At 45.7% G+C, this 17,609-nt stretch carries 17 protein-coding genes; 10 read left to right on the top strand and 7 right to left on the bottom strand.

What is annotated here, in order from left to right; translation table 11 throughout:
* Positions 1–37 precede the first annotated feature (37 nt).
* Positions 38–826, top strand: coding sequence for a hydroxypyruvate isomerase family protein (locus ABXT59_RS10500; RefSeq protein WP_443636063.1), 789 nt, complete (start codon positions 38–40; stop codon positions 824–826).
* On the opposite strand, the gene ABXT59_RS10495 is transcribed toward ABXT59_RS10500, so the two are convergent.
* Positions 813–1,259, bottom strand: a complete 447-nt coding sequence (locus ABXT59_RS10495; protein WP_443636062.1) for an Lrp/AsnC ligand binding domain-containing protein — start codon at positions 1,257–1,259, stop codon at positions 813–815. The two genes, ABXT59_RS10500 and ABXT59_RS10495, sit on opposite strands and share 14 nt — an antisense overlap.
* 225 nt (positions 1,260–1,484) lie before the next feature.
* Here ABXT59_RS10495 and putA point away from each other — a divergent pair, with 225 nt between their 5' ends.
* The 8 genes from putA to hisC all read left to right on the top strand — a co-directional run bounded on the left by putA (position 1,485) and on the right by hisC (position 11,375).
* Entirely contained in the window at positions 1,485–5,141 is a 3,657-nt protein-coding gene (gene putA / locus ABXT59_RS10490) for a bifunctional proline dehydrogenase/L-glutamate gamma-semialdehyde dehydrogenase PutA (RefSeq protein WP_443636061.1), read from the top strand.
* Between the two features lie 31 nt (positions 5,142–5,172).
* Positions 5,173–6,447, top strand: coding sequence for an MFS transporter (locus ABXT59_RS10485; RefSeq protein WP_443636060.1), 1,275 nt, complete (start codon positions 5,173–5,175; stop codon positions 6,445–6,447).
* A 95-nt stretch (positions 6,448–6,542) separates the two neighbouring features.
* A complete protein-coding gene (locus ABXT59_RS10480) occupies positions 6,543–7,121 on the top strand; it encodes an anthranilate synthase component II (RefSeq protein WP_443636059.1) in 579 nt (192 codons plus the stop codon).
* A 249-nt stretch (positions 7,122–7,370) separates the two neighbouring features.
* The gene (gene trpD / locus ABXT59_RS10475; protein ID WP_443636058.1) at positions 7,371–8,423 is read left to right on the top strand and encodes an anthranilate phosphoribosyltransferase; all 1,053 of its coding nucleotides are present in this window, start codon (positions 7,371–7,373) and stop codon (positions 8,421–8,423) included.
* A complete protein-coding gene (gene trpC, locus ABXT59_RS10470; protein WP_443636057.1) occupies positions 8,420–9,232 on the top strand; it encodes an indole-3-glycerol phosphate synthase TrpC in 813 nt (270 codons plus the stop codon). The genes trpD and trpC overlap by 4 nt, the downstream gene beginning before the upstream one ends.
* A 25-nt stretch (positions 9,233–9,257) precedes the next feature.
* Positions 9,258–9,824 (top strand): DUF2147 domain-containing protein, encoded by a 567-nt coding sequence (locus ABXT59_RS10465; RefSeq protein ID WP_443636056.1) that lies wholly within the window; start codon positions 9,258–9,260, stop codon positions 9,822–9,824.
* A gap of 36 nt (positions 9,825–9,860) precedes the next feature.
* Complete coding sequence (locus tag ABXT59_RS10460; protein WP_443638600.1) at positions 9,861–10,286, top strand: OsmC family protein; 426 nt, start codon at positions 9,861–9,863, stop codon at positions 10,284–10,286.
* Entirely contained in the window at positions 10,287–11,375 is a 1,089-nt protein-coding gene (gene hisC, locus ABXT59_RS10455; RefSeq protein WP_443636055.1) for a histidinol-phosphate transaminase, read from the top strand. It begins immediately after the preceding gene.
* A gap of 29 nt (positions 11,376–11,404) precedes the next feature.
* Here the strand turns inward: hisC and ABXT59_RS10450 are convergent, their stop codons facing one another.
* The 5 genes from ABXT59_RS10450 to dusB are packed head-to-tail and all read right to left on the bottom strand — an operon-like array spanning position 11,405 to position 16,051.
* Positions 11,405–11,737, bottom strand: coding sequence for a histidine triad nucleotide-binding protein (locus ABXT59_RS10450; protein WP_443636054.1), 333 nt, complete (start codon positions 11,735–11,737; stop codon positions 11,405–11,407).
* A gap of 21 nt (positions 11,738–11,758) precedes the next feature.
* The gene (gene purD, locus ABXT59_RS10445) at positions 11,759–13,048 is read right to left on the bottom strand and encodes a phosphoribosylamine--glycine ligase (protein ID WP_443636053.1); all 1,290 of its coding nucleotides are present in this window, start codon (positions 13,046–13,048) and stop codon (positions 11,759–11,761) included.
* 45 nt (positions 13,049–13,093) lie between these two features.
* A complete protein-coding gene (gene purH, locus ABXT59_RS10440) occupies positions 13,094–14,659 on the bottom strand; it encodes a bifunctional phosphoribosylaminoimidazolecarboxamide formyltransferase/IMP cyclohydrolase (protein WP_443636052.1) in 1,566 nt (521 codons plus the stop codon).
* Between the two features lie 35 nt (positions 14,660–14,694).
* Positions 14,695–15,051, bottom strand: coding sequence for a DNA-binding transcriptional regulator Fis (fis, locus tag ABXT59_RS10435; RefSeq protein ID WP_443636051.1), 357 nt, complete (start codon positions 15,049–15,051; stop codon positions 14,695–14,697).
* Positions 15,052–15,055: 4 nt separating this feature from the next.
* On the bottom strand, positions 15,056–16,051 hold the full coding sequence (gene dusB / locus ABXT59_RS10430) for a tRNA dihydrouridine synthase DusB (RefSeq protein ID WP_443636050.1): 996 nt from the start codon (positions 16,049–16,051) through the stop codon (positions 15,056–15,058).
* 366 nt (positions 16,052–16,417) lie between these two features.
* Between dusB and ABXT59_RS10425 the strand changes: the two genes are divergently transcribed.
* Positions 16,418–16,747, top strand: a complete 330-nt coding sequence (locus ABXT59_RS10425) for a nuclear transport factor 2 family protein (RefSeq protein WP_443636049.1) — start codon at positions 16,418–16,420, stop codon at positions 16,745–16,747.
* A 74-nt stretch (positions 16,748–16,821) separates the two neighbouring features.
* On the opposite strand, the gene ABXT59_RS10420 is transcribed toward ABXT59_RS10425, so the two are convergent.
* On the bottom strand, positions 16,822–17,586 hold the full coding sequence (locus ABXT59_RS10420) for a TSUP family transporter (protein WP_443636048.1): 765 nt from the start codon (positions 17,584–17,586) through the stop codon (positions 16,822–16,824).
* Between the last annotated feature and the right edge of the window lie 23 nt (positions 17,587–17,609).

Raw genomic sequence — 17,609 nt, 5'->3', positions numbered from 1 at the left:
GTGAACTGAAGTTAGACCTAATACAGCTATTATCCCTATGCTCAAGCTTTGTGCCAACATTTCTATGTTATTTAATGAATTGCCATTTTTGCAACGCTATCAAGCTGCAGCTGATAATGGCTTTGTGGCAGTGGAATGTCTATTCCCTTATGAGGTTAGCGTAGACCAACTCGTCATTGCGATGCGCAACAGTGGTATGCCTCAAGTGTTGATCAATACCGCCGCTGGTAATTGGCAACTTGGCGATCGGGGCATGGCTTGTGATGTTAGCCGAATAAAGGAGTTTCGAAAATCTGTTAACCAAGCTTTGGTCTATGCCACAGCCATGGGGCAGCCCTTAGTTCATGTCATGGCAGGCTTAATTCCACAAGGGATCAGTCTTGCAGCCGCTGAGCAAGTTTATATAGACAACCTGCGCTGGGCTGCATCACAAGCCTCAGAGGTGGGAGTTCGCTTGACCATAGAAGCCATTAACCCCATCGATATGCCCCACTATTTGATATCAAATCAAGCGCAAGCCCTGCGTTTGCTGAAACTGATTAATGTCAGTAATCTTGGTCTCCAGTTTGATTTTTTCCATTGTCAAAAACATGAAGGTAATGCGCTGCAGCAGTTTAAATTACTGCTGCCGTATATATTCCACGTGCAGATAGCGGGGGTGCCTGATCGCCATGAGCCTAACACGGGTCTACTCAACTATGATCTCGTGTTTGACACTTTAAATGGTTCTTCCTATACAGGTTATGTTGGCTGTGAGTATCGACCTAAATCCGATACCCTTGGGGGGCTTGGTTGGATGTCCAATTATCTGACTAAAAATCTTTGACACTTTCCATGACCACAAAGGTACTGGTTTGCACCACATGGGGGAGAGTGGATATTTTTTCACCCAAAACGGCCCGATAGTTGGCCATATCCTTAGTCCTAACCTTTAGTAAATAATCAAAGCTAGCGGCGATCATGTGGCACTGCTCTATGTCTGCAATAGTGCCGACGGCAGCGTTAAAAGCTGCCAGTGCTTTACTGCTGGTGGATGCTAAAGTGACTTGCACAAATGCGACGTGATCCAAGCCGAGTTTGGTCTTATTGACTAAGGCGACAAAACCCGTGATATAGCCCTGTTCTTGCAAGCGCTTAAGGCGAATTTGACAGGGTGTGTTAGACAATCCGACGGTTTGGGCTAAGGCTGTATTCGTCATACGGCCATCTTTTTGCAGGGCAGCGATGATCGCTCGGTCGTGGCGGTCTAAGGTGTACATGGGGTTGCCTTTTAGGGTGAGATCGCTTGATTGACTAAGATGAGTTACAACAGCAATCGTTTTATTATAGGTTTCACTACATATCAATCGATATAGTATCTATATTAGCTTTATTTGTATGCATTTATAGTTTTTTATTATTGTAAATATATTAATTATAGGGAATATGTCTTTTAATATAGGCCTAAAATGGACCATTGAACTCAACTATGTCTTAACTACGCCATGACTGAATCCCTCTTTTCATTGACCCGCAAGGATCAATTAAAAATCCTTCGCATAGAGTTGCGCAAGGCCTATATAGCCGATGAACAGGTGTGTATGGACGCCTTATTGAAAAGCTTAGACCTAAGCCTAGATAAGCGTACTCAAATGTCAGTACAAGCTGCGAGTTTGGTGCGTCATGTACGCAACCACTCTAGTCCCACTATGATGGAAAAATTTCTTGGTGAGTATGGCTTAAGCACCAAAGAAGGTGTGGCGCTGATGTGCATGGCTGAAGCTTTATTGCGAGTGCCCGACAAAGCAACAATTGATGCCTTAATCGAAGATAAGGTGCAGGCAGGGGACTGGTCCAGCCACCTTGGACATTCAAACTCATCCCTTATCAATTCGTCTACTTGGGCATTGCTTGTCACAGGTAAATTGCTTGCACCTGTGGATGCCGAAAAAGTGGGCTCCGCCATGCGTGGCCTTGTGAAGCGGGTCGGTGAGCCTGTGGTGCGCAAGGCTGTAGCCCAAGCCATGAAAGAACTGGGGTCTCAGTTTGTATTAGGCCGCACCATGAAAGAAGCCACCCGGCGGGCAAAAAAGCTGACAGTTCAAGGCTACACTCATTCTTACGATATGTTGGGTGAAGCGGCGCGCACTGCTGAAGATGCAGGCCGCTATTTTGAGTCCTATAGTGCGGCTATTGTAGACCTCATTCCCCATTGTAATAATGATGACATTCGCAATAATCCAGGTATTTCAGTGAAATTATCTGCCCTACATCCACGTTATGAATGGAGTCAGCGTGAGCGGGTATTAACAGAGCTAGTACCCAAGGTATTGGCTTTAGCGTTGCAAGCTAAGGCAGCCAATATGGGCTTCAATATTGATGCTGAAGAGGCTGATCGTTTAGATATTTCACTGGATGTTATTGCGGCCGTATTAGCTGCACCAGAACTGTCAGGTTGGCATGGTTTTGGCGTGGTAGTGCAAGCCTTCAGTAAACGCGCACCTTGGGTGCTGGATTGGCTCTATGAGTTGGCTAGGAGCTTAGATCGAAAGATTATGGTGCGCTTAGTCAAAGGTGCTTATTGGGATGCAGAAATCAAACGTGCTCAAGTCATTGGGTTGACAGATTTTCCTGTGTTTACCCGCAAAGCTAATACGGATGTGTCTTATTTAGCCTGTGCAAAAAAAATGCTCGCTATGAATGATCTTATCTATGCACAATTTGCGACCCACAATGCCCACTCTGTTGCGGCTATTTTGCAACTTGCAGGCGACAAACATGCCTATGAATTTCAGCGTTTGCATGGCATGGGAGAATCTCTGCATGCTAGTGTGATGGCTCAAGGTGGTATCCGTTGCCGAGTTTATGCTCCTGTGGGTGCGCACCAAGATTTATTAGCCTACTTAGTTAGGCGCTTATTAGAAAATGGTGCTAATTCTTCCTTTGTACACCAACTAGTCAATCCAGAGATTGCCCCAGAAACGATTGCTCAAGACCCAATCAATGTTGTTTTAGAGCGTTTAGAACAAGGGCTAAGTTGCCGCAGTCATGCCATTGTGCAGCCGCAAGATCTATTTGCACAAAATCTTGCGAGTCATAGAAAGAACGCCAAGGGCTGGGATATAACCGATGCCCCTACCATTGCCCTAATGCAATCAGCACGCGAGCATCTAAACCAAAGCTATTGGCATGCGCAGCCGCTTGTGGCTCATTTTGAAGGCACATTAGAAGCTCCTCACTGGGTCATTAATCCAGCGGTAGACGGCGAGCGGGTGGGTCAAGTCCACATGAGCTCAAAACAGCAGGTAGAAGCAGCGTTACAAGCTGCGCCCCTAGGGCAAGCAGAATGGCTCGCCATGCCCCTAGCAGAGCGGGTGGCGTGTTTTGAGAAAGCTGCAGACTTGTACGAGGATAATGCCACAGAGTTATTTGCTATTTTAGCTAAGGAAGCAGGCAAGACCTGGCTGGATGCGGTGGGTGAATTGCGTGAAGCGGTTGATTTTGCGAGATTTTATGCCCAAGAAATGGCATCAGGGCCTCAGGTTCAAGGTCGCGGTGTGATCACATGTATCTCACCTTGGAACTTCCCTCTAGCTATTTTTAGTGGTCAAATTTTTGCCGCACTGGCAGGTGGTAATGCTATTTTAGCAAAACCTGCGGGCCAAACTAATCTAGTGGCCTATAAGGCGATACAGCTAATGCATGCAGCCGGTATTCCTGCTGGTGCGGTTCAGTTTTTACCTGGAGGCCCCCACGAGGTCGGTGTGCCTATTACCAGTGATGCAAGGGTCAATGGGGTGTGTTTTACGGGCTCTACGGCCACAGCACAGCACATCAACACGGCCATGGCGACTCATTTAGAGGCAGACGCCGTTATGATCGCTGAGACAGGTGGTCTTAATGCCATGGTAGTGGACTCTACAGCCTTACCAGAACAAGTTGTGCGCGATGTGTTGGCTTCGGCTTTTCAAAGTGCTGGGCAACGTTGTTCGGCTCTGCGTATGTTGTACCTGCAAGAGGATATCGCTGACAAGGTTTTGCATATGCTTTATGGGGCTATGGATGAACTCACCTTGGGCAACCCGTGGCATTTACATACCGATGTAGGACCCGTAATTGATGCCACAGCGAAAACTAATATCGAGCAATATATTGTGCAACATGGCGCCGCAGGTCGCCTGCTCAAACACCTCTCAGCGCCGACAAACGGTTTGTTTGTGGGCCCAGCTGTGATCAAGCTTAACGGTATCGAGGATCTTAAAGAGGAAGTTTTTGGCCCCGTTTTGCATGTGGCAACCTTTGCGGCGAAAGACTTAGATCAGGTTGTTAAAAGCATTAATGCTCAAGGTTATGGCCTAACCTTTGGTGTGCATACACGAGTTGACGCACGGGTAGAGCAACTTGTAAAAGGCGTGCATGCAGGCAATACCTATGTCAATCGTAACCAAATCGGCGCCGTTGTTGGAAGTCAGCCGTTTGGGGGTGAAGGATTGTCAGGCACGGGCCCCAAAGCCGGCGGTCCACAATATGTGCAGCGTTTGCGCAAGCCTTTCAGAGTTAAGGCATGTCCTCCCTCAGGTCATCTAGTCAGTTTAGATCAGGTGCAAAAAGCCATCGATTCACTGCCGAGTAAAGGGCTTCTTGAGTGGCAAAAATGCAGTGATAGAGTGTCTGAGTTAACCCAAATTTTTGGATCACAAGCAAGCCAATTAAAAGACTTATGCCGCGATCCAGTGTTGTTGCCGGGCCCGACCGGAGAATTAAATCAACTCAGTACCGTGGCTCGGGGTGTGGTTTTGTGTTTGGGGCCAAATAGACACTCTGCCTTACTGCAAGCACAAACAGCCTTAGCTCAAGGCAATGGTGTGGTCATGGTTGCTAATGATCTTAATCTACCTAAATGTGACTTACCCTTGGTGGTTATTCAAGGGCAGCTAGCAGCTACTGACATTGTGGCTTTGTCAGGCTATCATGCCGTAACTGCGAACAGTGACGCTGGTTATCAGAGGCAATTAAGGCTGGCCTTAGCTAAAAAAGTAGGGCCTTTACTGCCATTGATTAGTGAAACCGCAGACCCACAGCGATATACCATGGAACGCCATTTGTGTATTGATACAACTGCTGCAGGAGGCAATGCGAGCCTAATTGCAGCGGGGGAATAATTTTTTAACTCGCTGCTTGAGATTTTAAAACATGATACTAGGCGCTTATGGATTATTACTAAAAAACCATACGCGTTTTATAATGTTTGGTCTGATGACCGCTTTTGCCTCTTCTTTTGGACAGACCTACTTTATTGGTATCTTTGGTCATGCCATTCAGCAAGACTTTGCTATGAGCCACACGCAGTGGGGCAGCATTTATATGGCGGGCACCTTGTTGAGTGCTTTTTTATTGCCAATTACAGGCAAATTGATTGATCAAGTGTCATTGCAGCGTTACACGTTTTCTGTGGTCTTGTGTTTAGCTTTTGCCTGTTGGTTTATTACCCAAGTGCATAGTTTGGCTTGGTTAGTGATTGGGGTATTTTTGTTAAGACAGTTGGGCCAAGGGTTAATGAGTCATGTGGCTTACACCTCCATGGGTCGGTATTTTGAGCAGCAACGGGGCAAAGCCACAGCAATGGTGGCTATGGGCTTTGCAGCAGGTGAGGCTATATTGCCCTTAATAGCAGTCATGGCTATTGCTGCTATCGGCTGGCGTAGTAGCTATATGGGTGTGGCTTTGGTGGTAATGCTGATGGTTCTTCCTGCCAGCATGTGGCTGCTGAGAGGGCATCAAGGGCGTCACCAAGACTATGAACTAAATCTCAATCAGCGTGAGGCTAAAGGATCGGGTCCCCAAGAGTCAGTGCATGAGGTTGGTAAAAGTGCTGTTAGCATAAAGTCGTGGCGTCGCCGAGATGTGCTTAAGGACTATCGCTTTTACTTAATTTTGCCAGGGGTATCTGCCTCATCCTTGGTCAGTACAGCACTATTTTTTCACCACCTTAATTTAGCTGATGAAAAAGGCTGGTCGCATACCTTTATGACGGGTAACTATCTTCTTTACTCAGTAATAGCCACGGCTATGGCCGTTGTTTCTGGTCAACTAATTGATCGGTTTAGTGCCCTAGCGCTTATGCCGTTTACTCTGTTACCCATCGCAGCAGCCTTAATCATGATTAATTTAGTCGATAGTTATTGGGTCATCTGGGTCTATATGGTGCTCCTAGGTATAGGTTCTGGTTTAGCACAAACAGCTCAGTCTGCCCTGTGGCCAGAATGTTATGGTGTGCGTTATTTAGGGTCTATTAAAAGCTTATATTGGACCTTTGTAGTTTTTGCCTCAGCCTTAGGCCCGGTTTGGCTAGGATACTTGGTTGATCTAGGCTATAGTTTCCAGCAATCTGTGCTCACCATGGTGGTTTACTTATTATTGGCGACGGGCTTAATGATGTTAGGGTTAAGAAAGTTTCGTTCTGCTTAGTCCAAAGCATGGCTAGGTTTGGGTGCTACCAGCGAGTATAATGTGGTAACGTTGAAACTGTTAAAACTAATTCTTATTTTCTGGTGGGGCTTTTTGTGCTGTTAATGCTCGATAATTATGATTCGTTCACTTATAACCTAGTGCGCTATTTCCGCGAGCTTGGGGCTGAGGTTGTGGTCTATCGAAATGATGAAATTAGCCTTGCAGACATTGAGCAGTTAGCGCCGACTCATATTGTCATTTCGCCAGGGCCGTGTACGCCCAACGAAGCGGGTATTTCTTTGGTAGCCATCGCTCACTTTGCGGGAAAAATACCCCTACTAGGCGTGTGCTTGGGTCACCAGAGTATCGGCCAAGTCTTTGGTGGTAAGGTGGTTCGTGCTAAAAAAGTGATGCATGGGAAAACGTCTATGGTACAGCACCAACAAACGGGTGTATTTTCGGGCTTAGAGCAACCTTTAGAAGTCACTCGCTATCATTCCTTAGTGGTAGAGGCGCATTCGTTACCTTCTTGTTTAGAGGCCACAGCTTGGAGCTTAAATGCATTGGGTGAAAAAGAGGCGATCATGGGACTGCGTCACAAAACTCTGGATGTCGAGGGTGTTCAGTTTCATCCAGAATCTGTGTTAACGCATCAAGGGCACGAACTTTTGGCTAACTTTCTTAAGCGCTAAGGTGGTCTAAGATTTTACCTACAACATACGTCAAGGTCTGTGACTTTAATCAGTATTAATTTCGGCCTCTGGTATCATCAATAAACAACTTTAGCATTAAACTCCTTAAATCAGCTTAGATCTCTTGGTCTTTTTTTATGTCTTTTTAGGTGCTGAGGCTGATTAACTCAAAAGACTAATTTATTTACTAAATGATGTTTATAAAGCCTGATTTTTTGTGGTGTTATTTGCTAGAGTAGAGTTTGTAAAATGATTGCAGTTGAACAAGGGTTCTCCATGAATATGCAACAGGCCATTGCGGCTGTTACCGAGCGACAAGACTTAAGCCAAGCCCAAATGCAGGCCGTGATGAATCTTATTATGACTGGTGAGGCCACACAGGCTCAGATCGGTGGTTTCTTGGTGGGTTTGCGCATGAAAGGTGAAACTGTAGACGAAATTACGGGGGCGGTCATTGCCATGCGGGCACTGGCTTCAGGTGTCAAAGTGCATGGTGAACATGTCATCGATACCTGTGGCACAGGGGGAGACAGTTCAGGCATATTCAATGTTTCCACAGGCTGTGCCTTTATTGCGTCGGCCGCTGGGGCTCAAGTAGCTAAGCATGGCAATCGCTCTATTTCTTCCAAAAGTGGCAGCTCTGACCTACTTGAAGCTGCGGGGGTAGATATCATGCTTAAGCCCCTGCAGGTGGAGCAGTGTATTGCTGACCTAGGAGTAGGCTTTATGTTTGCCCCTGCCCATCATAGCGCCATGAAGCATGCGATCGGCCCACGGCGTGAAATGGCAATTCGGACGCTATTTAATATTTTAGGCCCTTTGACTAACCCTGCGGGTGCGCGTCATCAGGTGTTAGGTGTATTTAGTCGCCAATGGCAACGGCCCATGGCTGAAGTACTGCGTCGCTTGGGCAGTAAACATGTGATGGTGGTTCATTCTGAAGATGGCTTAGATGAAATTAGTATTGCTGCACCGACCTACGTGGTAGAGCTAAAAGATGATGAAATCAATGAATACACCATAGATCCCAGCACTTATAACTTATCCCACACGAATTTAGAGGCATTAGTGGTGGATGATGCATTGGCAAGTTTAAAATTAATTAAACAAGCTTTCGCTGGCCAAGCGGGTGCGCCACTGGACATGTTGTTACTCAATGCCGGCGCAGCCATTTATTGTGCAGACCTTGCTGTTGATTTGGCAGCGGGTATAGAACAAGCGAAGTGGGTGATTAATAGTGGCTCAGCGCAGCGAAAGTTAGATGATCTTATTCACTTGACGCAGGGGTTTAATGCATCATGAGTACCCCAACAGTCCTGAAGCGCATTTTAGTGCGCAAACTTGAAGAAATTAAAGAGCGACAGCATCAGACCCCCATCGATCATTTAAAACTCAAAGTTAAAGCCAATCAAATTGGCCCCATGGCCCCTCGTGGTTTTGCCAAAGCCATGCAAGCCAAGTTAGATCAAGGTTTGCCGGCCGTGATTGCCGAAGTCAAAAAAGCCTCCCCTAGTAAAGGGGTGATCCGTGAAAATTTTGATCCGGGACAAATTGCTGCCAGTTATCAAACGGGTGGTGCTGCGTGCATGTCAGTCTTAACTGACGCTGACTTCTTTCAAGGCCACGAAAATTATTTGCAGCAAGCTCGGGCCGCTTGCAGTCTGCCGGTTATACGTAAAGATTTTATTGTAGACCCTTACCAAGTATACGAAGCTAGAGCGATTGGTGCCGATTGTATTTTACTCATCGTGGCTTGTTTGGAAGATCAACAAATGCAAACTTTAGCTCGTTTGGCAGAAGAGCTGGGTATGGACGTGTTAGTCGAGTCCCATGATGCTCAAGAATTGGGTCGGGCGCTCACATTAAAGACCCCTTTAATGGGTATTAATAATCGCAATTTACATACCTTTGACCTAACGCTGCAGACCACCTTTGATCTGTTATCCATGGTGCCAGATGATCGTATGGTTATTACCGAGAGCGGTATCCGCACTCCTGCTGATGTTCTGCTCATGCAAAAGCAAAGTGTGAATGCATTTTTGGTAGGTGAATCTTTTATGCGCGCCGGTGATCCTGGTGCAAAATTAGCCGAGCTATTCGGTGCCCCGTAATGAACGAAAATAAGAGGTTATTATTATGATGATGAAAAACTATCCACCCACTGAGCCAGCAAAAGCCAAGGCTATTCATTTAACCCAACCTAAACTAATTTCTCGGCTCCAAAAAGCGGCTTTATTGACGTCGATTGTGGTCTTGGCATGGGCCCTGAGCTCCACTGTTGTTTGGGCTAATGGTGATCAAATTATTGGCTCATGGGTCACACCAGACGATAAAGCAGTGGTTGAAATTTATCAGCAAGAAGGTCAATATTTTGGTAAATTTATATCCTTGAAAGAGCCTAACTATGGCGCAGACATGCAGGTGGAAGGTTTAGAAGGGCAACCAAAAGTTGATCGTAAAAATCCAGATGTTACACAACACGAGCAACCGATTGTTGGACTCGTAATGCTTCATGGAATGGCTTACACCGTTTCAAAGCAGGGTAAGCAGACATGGCAGGGCGGTACCATTTATGATCCAAGTAATGGTAAATCTTATAAGTGCACGATCAAACTTAATGCTGATGGCACGCTAGATTTAAGGGGCTATATAGGTATTTCTTTATTTGGACGTTCTCAAACTTGGCGTCCCCAGCAAGGCTAGTCTTCGATCAATCTGAATATTAGGCAATAGAACATGATGCAAGCAAAAGTAAGTTGGGCCGGTGGTGTGAGCTTTACCACTGAATCAGGTTCGGGTCACACGGTGACAGTGGATGGTCCACCTGATATGGGTGGCGAAAACCGTGGTGCAAGACCCATGGAATTAATCCTTATGGGGTTGGGCGGTTGTGCTTCCTTCGATGTGATGACCATTCTTAAAAAAACGCGCCAAGATGTCACCGATTGTGTGGCACATTTGACTGCGGAGCGGGCGGACGCAGTGCCGGCTGTGTTTACTAAAATCCACCTTCATTTTGTGGTGACTGGGCGTCATTTAAAAGCCAAGCACGTGGCCCGTGCTATTCAATTATCTGCTGAGGAGTATTGCTCTGCTTCTTTGATGCTGGAAAAGGGCAACGTTGCCATTAGCCACGATTACGAAATCACAGAGTTGGATGCTTAATTGAACTCATCTAATACAAATTTAAAACGCTTTTGGTCACCCAAAGTACATGATTTGTCACCCTATGTGCCGGGAGAGCAGCCTAAGTTAACCAACTTAGTAAAGCTTAATACCAATGAAAACCCATTTCCACCTTCGCCCAAGGTTTTTGTGGCCATACAAAATCAACTGAATGAATCATTGCGTTTGTACCCAGACCCTAACGCCACTAAATTGCGCCAGTGTTTGGCAGATTCCACAGGCTTAAACATTGATAACGTATTTGTTGGTAACGGTTCTGATGAGGTTTTAGCCCATACTTTTCAGGCCTTGCTACAGCACAGTGAACCCTTGCTCTTTCCTGACATCAGTTATAGTTTCTACCCCGTATACTGTGGCTTGTATGGTATTAAAAAGTGCGAAGTGCCCTTGTCTGAAGATTTGACTATTAATGTTTCTGATTTCTCGCAGCCTAATGGTGGAGTGATTTTGCCCAATCCTAATGCACCCACAGGTGAGTTACTGAGTTTAATGGATATCCAGCAATTGTTAATGGCCAATACTAATAGAGTGGTCGTGATTGATGAGGCTTATATTGATTTTGGTGGCCAATCAGCGGCTCAATTAGTCCCCGAGTTTGATAACCTTTTGGTGGTTCAAACTCTATCTAAGTCACGTTCATTAGCGGGTTTAAGGGTTGGTTTTGCATTGGGTCAAAGTCACCTTATAGAAGCCCTAGAAAGAGTCAAAAATAGTTTCAATTCTTACCCTCTAAGTAGTGAATCTCAAGCCGGTGCCATAGCGGCAATAAAGGATGTGAGTTACTTTCAAGAGACTTGCCAAGCTAATATTGCACAGCGGGAAAAACTAGCAGGGCAGCTAAAAGCGTTGGGTTTTAGTATGACGCAATCCTACGCTAATTTCTTGTTTGTCACCCATGAAACCCTAAGAGCGCAAGAAATTGCAGCCTCCTTACGAGAGCAGGGTATTATCATACGCCACCTCACGAGTAGCCCCCGTATTAGTAATTATCTGCGCATTAGCGTCGGCAGTGTGGTTGAGTGTGAGTTATTAGTGCAGGCGTTAACAGCAATGGTGGCCGCTAGTTAGCCTTGCTTGGGCTGCCGCCACTGCTTAGCTCAGGTGCCAAGTGCTCGACCGCCCATGAGATGCAAATGAATGTGATAGACCACTTGCCCCCCATCTGCATTGCAGTTCATCTGTACGCGATAACCGCCGTCTGCGATACCGGTGTCTTTAGCCAGTTGAGCTGCAGTAAGCATCATGTGCCCTAGTAATGCTTGATGCTCAAGATTAGCGTCGTTGAGTGTGGCAATGGCCTGTTTAGGAATGATCAAATAATGTACGGGGGCCTTGGGAGCAATGTCCTTAAAGGCCAAAACAAGCTCATCTTCATACACGATGTCAGCTGGAATTTCACGACTGATAATTTTGTCAAAAATAGTGTTCATAGAACTCACTGCCTTGGCTAATTAATGGAGTTGCTCTCGAGCGATGGCCCGATAGCCGATATCACGGCGGCAAAACTTGCCTTCCCAAGTAATCTGATCAGCCAACTCATAAGCCTTATGCTGGGCTTCACCTACAGTATCCCCAAGTGCTACAGCGCAAAGAACACGCCCACCGTTAGTCGTGACCATGCCCTCATCATTGAGGCTAGTTCCAGCATGAAAAATCTTACTCGTTTGACCTGGCTCCTCAGGGAGGCTAATGACGTCACCTTTAGGATAAGCATCTGGGTAACCTTTGGCAGCGAGCACCACGCCAACGGCTGGACGACTGTCCCAATGCGCGATCGTCTGGTCCAGCACCCCCATGGTGCCAGCCACACACAATTCGACAATACTATTCTTAAGACGCATCATGATGGGCTGAGTTTCTGGATCACCAAAACGGCAGTTAAATTCCAACACCTTTGGGGTGCCGTCGGAATCCACCATGATGCCAGCGTAAAGAAACCCTGTATATACATAGCCATCAGCAGCCATACCGTTAACCGTTGGCATAATTACTTCATCCATAATACGTTGGTGCAAGGTCGCATCTACCACAGGGGCGGGTGAATAGGCCCCCATGCCCCCCGTATTGGGCCCAAGATCACCTTCATCTCGTGCTTTGTGATCTTGGCTAGATGCAAGTGGCAATACGTTTTTGCCATCTGCCATAACAATAAAACTGGCTTCTTCACCCACTAAAAACTCTTCAATGACGACGCGATTCCCGGCCTCACCAAAAGCGTTGCCAGCTAGCATGTCCTGGACTGCTGCGCACGCTTGTTCAATGGTATCAGCTAAAATAACACCTTTGCCTGCAGCAAGTCCGTCTGCTTTTATAACGATGGGCGCGCCTTGCTCATTAATGTATGCAAGAGCAGGTGCGACCTGCGTAAAGGTCGCATAACTAGCCGTGGGTATACCATGACGTTGCAGGAAATCTTTTGCAAAAGTTTTTGAACCTTCTAGTTGTGCTGCGCCCTTTGTAGGACCAAAAATATCCATGTTGGCAGCCTGAAATAGGTCGACTATGCCCGCAACAAGAGGTGCTTCAGGCCCCACAATGGTTAGGTCTACTTTATTATCTTTGGCAAATGTTAATAGACCATCAATGTCCATTACATCAAGGGGCACATTTTCAGTTTTCTTTTCTAATGCAGTCCCAGCGTTACCCGGTGCGACAAATATTTTGTGCACACCACGGTTTTTGGAGGCCTGCCATGCGAGTGCATGTTCGCGGCCACCGCCACCTATAATTAATACATTCATGTTGGTTCTCGTTGCCTGAATTACGATTTAATTTATTGCTTATTATTAATGACGGAAGTGGCGCATACCGGTAAATATCATGCTGATATTGTGCTCGTTGGCTGCAGCAATGACCTCCTCATCCCGCATAGAGCCTCCAGGCTGGATAATAGCGCTAATACCCGCTGCTGCAGCGGCATCAATACCATCTCTAAAGGGGAAAAAGGCGTCAGAGGCCATTACTGAGCCCTGTACTTCTAAGGCTTCATCACTGGCCTTAATGCCAGCAATTTTAGCACTGTAAATCCGACTCATCTGGCCGGCTCCAACACCGATCGTCATGCCCCCTTTACAATAGACAATGGCATTGGATTTGACATATTTTGCTACTTTCCAAGCAAACTGTAGATCGTGCATTTCTGCTTCTGTTGGCATGCGCTCGCTAACAATCTTTAGATCAGCTTCTAGTATCTGTCCTAAATCGCGGTCCTGAACTAATAAACCACCCGTGACACGTTTGTAGTCTAGCTCTGGCGTATGTAAGTGAGGGAGTTTGCCACAGCTTAGCACTCTTACATTGGGTTTACGGGAGAGGGTTTCTGCAGCTGTGGCACTAATACTTGGGGCAATAATGACTTCGACAAACTGGCGGTCAATAATGCGTTGAGCTGTGCCTGCATCGAGTTCACGGTTAAAAGCGATGATGCCACCAAAGGCAGAGGTAGGATCGGTACTATAAGCTTTTTCATAAGCTTGCGTAATTTGGGTTCCCACAGCCACACCGCATGGGTTTGCATGTTTCACAATCACACAAGCAGGATCTTGGAACGATTTTACGCACTCGATGGCAGCATCTGTATCGGCAATATTGTTAAAAGAAAGGGCTTTACCTTGAACCTGGAGAGCCGTTGAGACACTGGCTTCTTTGGGGTCGTGTTCAATATAAAAAGCAGCATTTTGATGTGGGTTTTCACCATAACGCATGTCCTGAACTTTTTTCAGCTGGGTGTTAAATGTGCGTGGGAACTTGGAGTCAGTATTGTGTTGAGCGCCTAAATAATTAGCGATAGCGCCATCATATAAAGCCGTGTGTTCAAAAGCTTTGCAGGCTAGATCTGTGCGCGTGGTTTGGCTTAAACCTCCTTTTGCGGTAATTTCTGTGACAATATCAGCATAGTCAAAAGCATTGACGACAACCGCCACATGTTTGTTGTTTTTCGCCGCTGAACGCACCATGGTTGGTCCGCCAATATCAATATTTTCAATGGCCATATCTAAGGTGCAATCGTCACGCTCAATGGTCGCCTTGAAGGGGTATAGATTAACCACCACTAGATCAATTTCATCGATGCCATGGTGCGCCATTATGGCTTCATCTTGACCACGGCGACCTAAAATTCCACCGTGTATTTTTGGATGTAAGGTCTTCACTCTTCCATCCATCATTTCTGGAAATCCAGTGTAATCAGATACCTCGATAGCAGTCACACCTGACTCATTTAATAACTTGAATGTACCTCCAGTAGAGAGGATTTCTATGCCCAATTGGCTCAAGTTTTTGGCAAACTCTACAATACCCTGTTTATCTGAAACGCTAATAAGAGCGCGGCGAATGGCGTGTGCTTGTGACATGAATGTATCCTTTTAACTGCCGAGGTTGGTGCTGTTTAAAGTAAATCGTACTGTTTTAATTTTTTGCGCAATGTGCCCCGATTGAGGCCAAGTAAAGCAGCCGCCTTCGACTGGTTATCTTGTGTGTGCTCCATCACACATTCAAACAAAGGGGCTTCCACCTGTTGCATGAACAAGTCATATAGAGCACTGGGTTGCTGGCCATCGAGTTCATCAAAGTACTGAGTTAACGATTGTTCGACACTTTGTCGCAAAGACTGAGGGACTTGCTTTGGGTCGATGGCAGGGTCATTTTCATGTTCATAGGTATTAGCAGGGTCGGAGTCATACCTTGCTTGGGCGATGAGGCTGTTGGGCAAGCTGTGCACGGGTTTTTTAATGTCATTATTCATAGTTTCAAGCAGCCTGGTTTTCTGTGCTGGCAAAATAGTGGTTTAGAAAGTCAAGTTGGTGCAGGGGGTCTTGTAAGTGATTAAATTGTTTACGCAGCGCTGGTTCTTGTTTGAGGTACCAACCAACGTGTTTGCGGGCAATCCTTGGGCCCATGATTTCCCCATAGAGGTCATACAAACCATATAGGTGTTGCTGTAATACTTGCCAAATTATTTGATTACTTGGTTTTTTGAGGTGTGTACCATGTTGTAAGTGATGATGTATTTGTTGGAATAGCCATGGGTTCCCTTGAGCACCTCTGCCTATCATCAGACCATCAGCATTAGTATAAGCAAGGATGTAGGCCGCATCTTCTGCGGTGTTAATGTCACCATTAGCAATCACAGGAATGTCTAGAGTTTGTTTAATGGCAGCAATAGTGTCATATTCTACAGCACCCTTGAAGCCACAAGCACGGGTTCTTCCGTGCACTGCGAGGGCCTTTATACCGGCTTCTTGGGCAATGTTTGCAATATCTAAACCATTACGTTGGTCCGTACTCCAGCCCGTTCGTATTTTTAGAGTGACAGGCACATCAACCGCAGCAACCACTGCAGTCAATATGTCTTTAACTAACTGAGGATCCCTCAATAAGGCTGAACCCGCGGCTTTTTTTAACACTTTTTTGGCGGGGCAACCCATGTTGATATCAATGATTTGCGCTCCAAGGGCTACATTAGCTTGGGCTGCATGGGCCATTTGAGCTGGGTCACTGCCAGCAATCTGCACACTAATAGGAACACCGTCATCAGCATGGGGTAGGCGCCGTTGAGACTTTTGCGTATGCCACAAAGACGTATCTGAAGTGAGCATTTCAGCTACTGCCAAGCCTGCACCGAGTTGACGGCATAAATGCCGAAATGGACGGTCAGTAATGCCAGCCATGGGTGCCAATATCAACCCATTTTCAAGTTGATGGGGGCCAATGGCAAAGCCATAAATAACGCTAGAGTGATTCATTACAAGTTAAGAAAATGCCTAAAATTGCTTGAATTGAGGTTTGAATGATAAGCAGCTATTGTACGAGTTGTACGTTTTTTGTTCAACTGATAAGGCAGTGTAACTGGCTATATGAGCTCACATTAATGCCTAAATCCGCAATTTGAGTATTTTTTAATACAAAGGGTTTCTATATGTTGTGACCTATCTTGAGCCCATTGGGGTGACCTTTAATTTATTGAATTAAATATTAGTACAGAAAGTGAACTATGTTAGATTCATTTCGGCTGTTAGAATTAAACACTGTAAAAGATGAATAAGCTGCATCAGTAGTCTGAAATCTTGCAGATAACGTGCTTAACCTAAATTAATGAAAGGAAATTTATAATGGCGATTTATGATAAAATGATCCAAACCATGGACGATAAAAATGTAGATGCTTATTTAGACTTGCTGCATGATGACTTTGTGGTTGTGTTCCACAAATCAGGTAACAGTTTCTCTAAAAGTGAATGGGGTGAAATGATTACTGGGATGTTTGCCAATGATAAGTTTATTCGAGATTCATCTCGCTGTGTTTATGAGAATGATGACATTATGGTTCAACACATGTTCATGTCCTACCCAGATGATTCAAAAGAAGCTGTTATGGGCATTGCTATGATTAAAGACGGCAAAGTGATTCGTATGGAAACTGGTGCGACTAGCTTAAATTAAGTTGTGCCTTTGGGGGGGTTCACTGAATAGTGGGCCCCTCTCATGCTTTGGGTCAGGGTAATAGCAACATTCGGTTAAAATGTCATTGGGTAATGCTTGATTAGAATATTAATGCTCATCCCAAAACAAACGATCACCACCACTGGTTTTATAAGCCTTGCACCTTTGCTCATCACCATGCGGGCACCAATGGATGAACCTAATAATTGGCCTACGGCCATGACTCCGCCAATAATCCAAGCCACCTCTCCAAATATGATAAAATAGAGTAAAGCAGCAACGTTGCTGGTTAAGTTGAGTATCTTGGCTTGAGCTGTGCCTTTTGAAAGTCCAAAACCCAACACTGAAACGAAAGCGAGAGCCATTAGACTGCCTGTTCCTGGACCAAAGAAACCATCATAAAAGCCTAATAGCGGGCAAAACACGAGCATGAAGCAGAGTCTTGATAATTTCTGCTGCTTTTGTTCATCGTTAAAGTCTGGGGAAAGCAGAACGTAGAGTCCCATAGCCATCAAAAGAAACGGGAGAAATAGGACAAGTTTGCTCGAGTCAATTTGTAATAACAACCAACTCCCTAACACTGAGCCAATAAAGGTGAGAGTGATCATGCCTTTCATTTCATTTAAACAGACAAACTTAGTCCTGACAAAATAAAGCGAAGCCACAAAAGTACCCATAGAGCTTTGCAGTTTATTGGTTGCGATGGCCATGGAGGGCGACATGCCGGTTAGGAGTAAAGTGGGCACAGTAATTAACCCACCTCCACCAGCCAAGGTATCCACCCAACCCGCAATCGCTGCAATTAAAAAAAGTAACATTAATAGTTCTATGCTGGGCATAAAATGAGTCCTACGCTAATTTC

Origin of the sequence: Candidatus Njordibacter sp. Uisw_058 (genome assembly GCF_047730065.1) — a bacterium.
Classification (GTDB): domain Bacteria; phylum Pseudomonadota; class Gammaproteobacteria; order Pseudomonadales; family Balneatricaceae; genus Njordibacter.
This window is presented reverse-complemented; position numbering and strand designations above follow the sequence as displayed.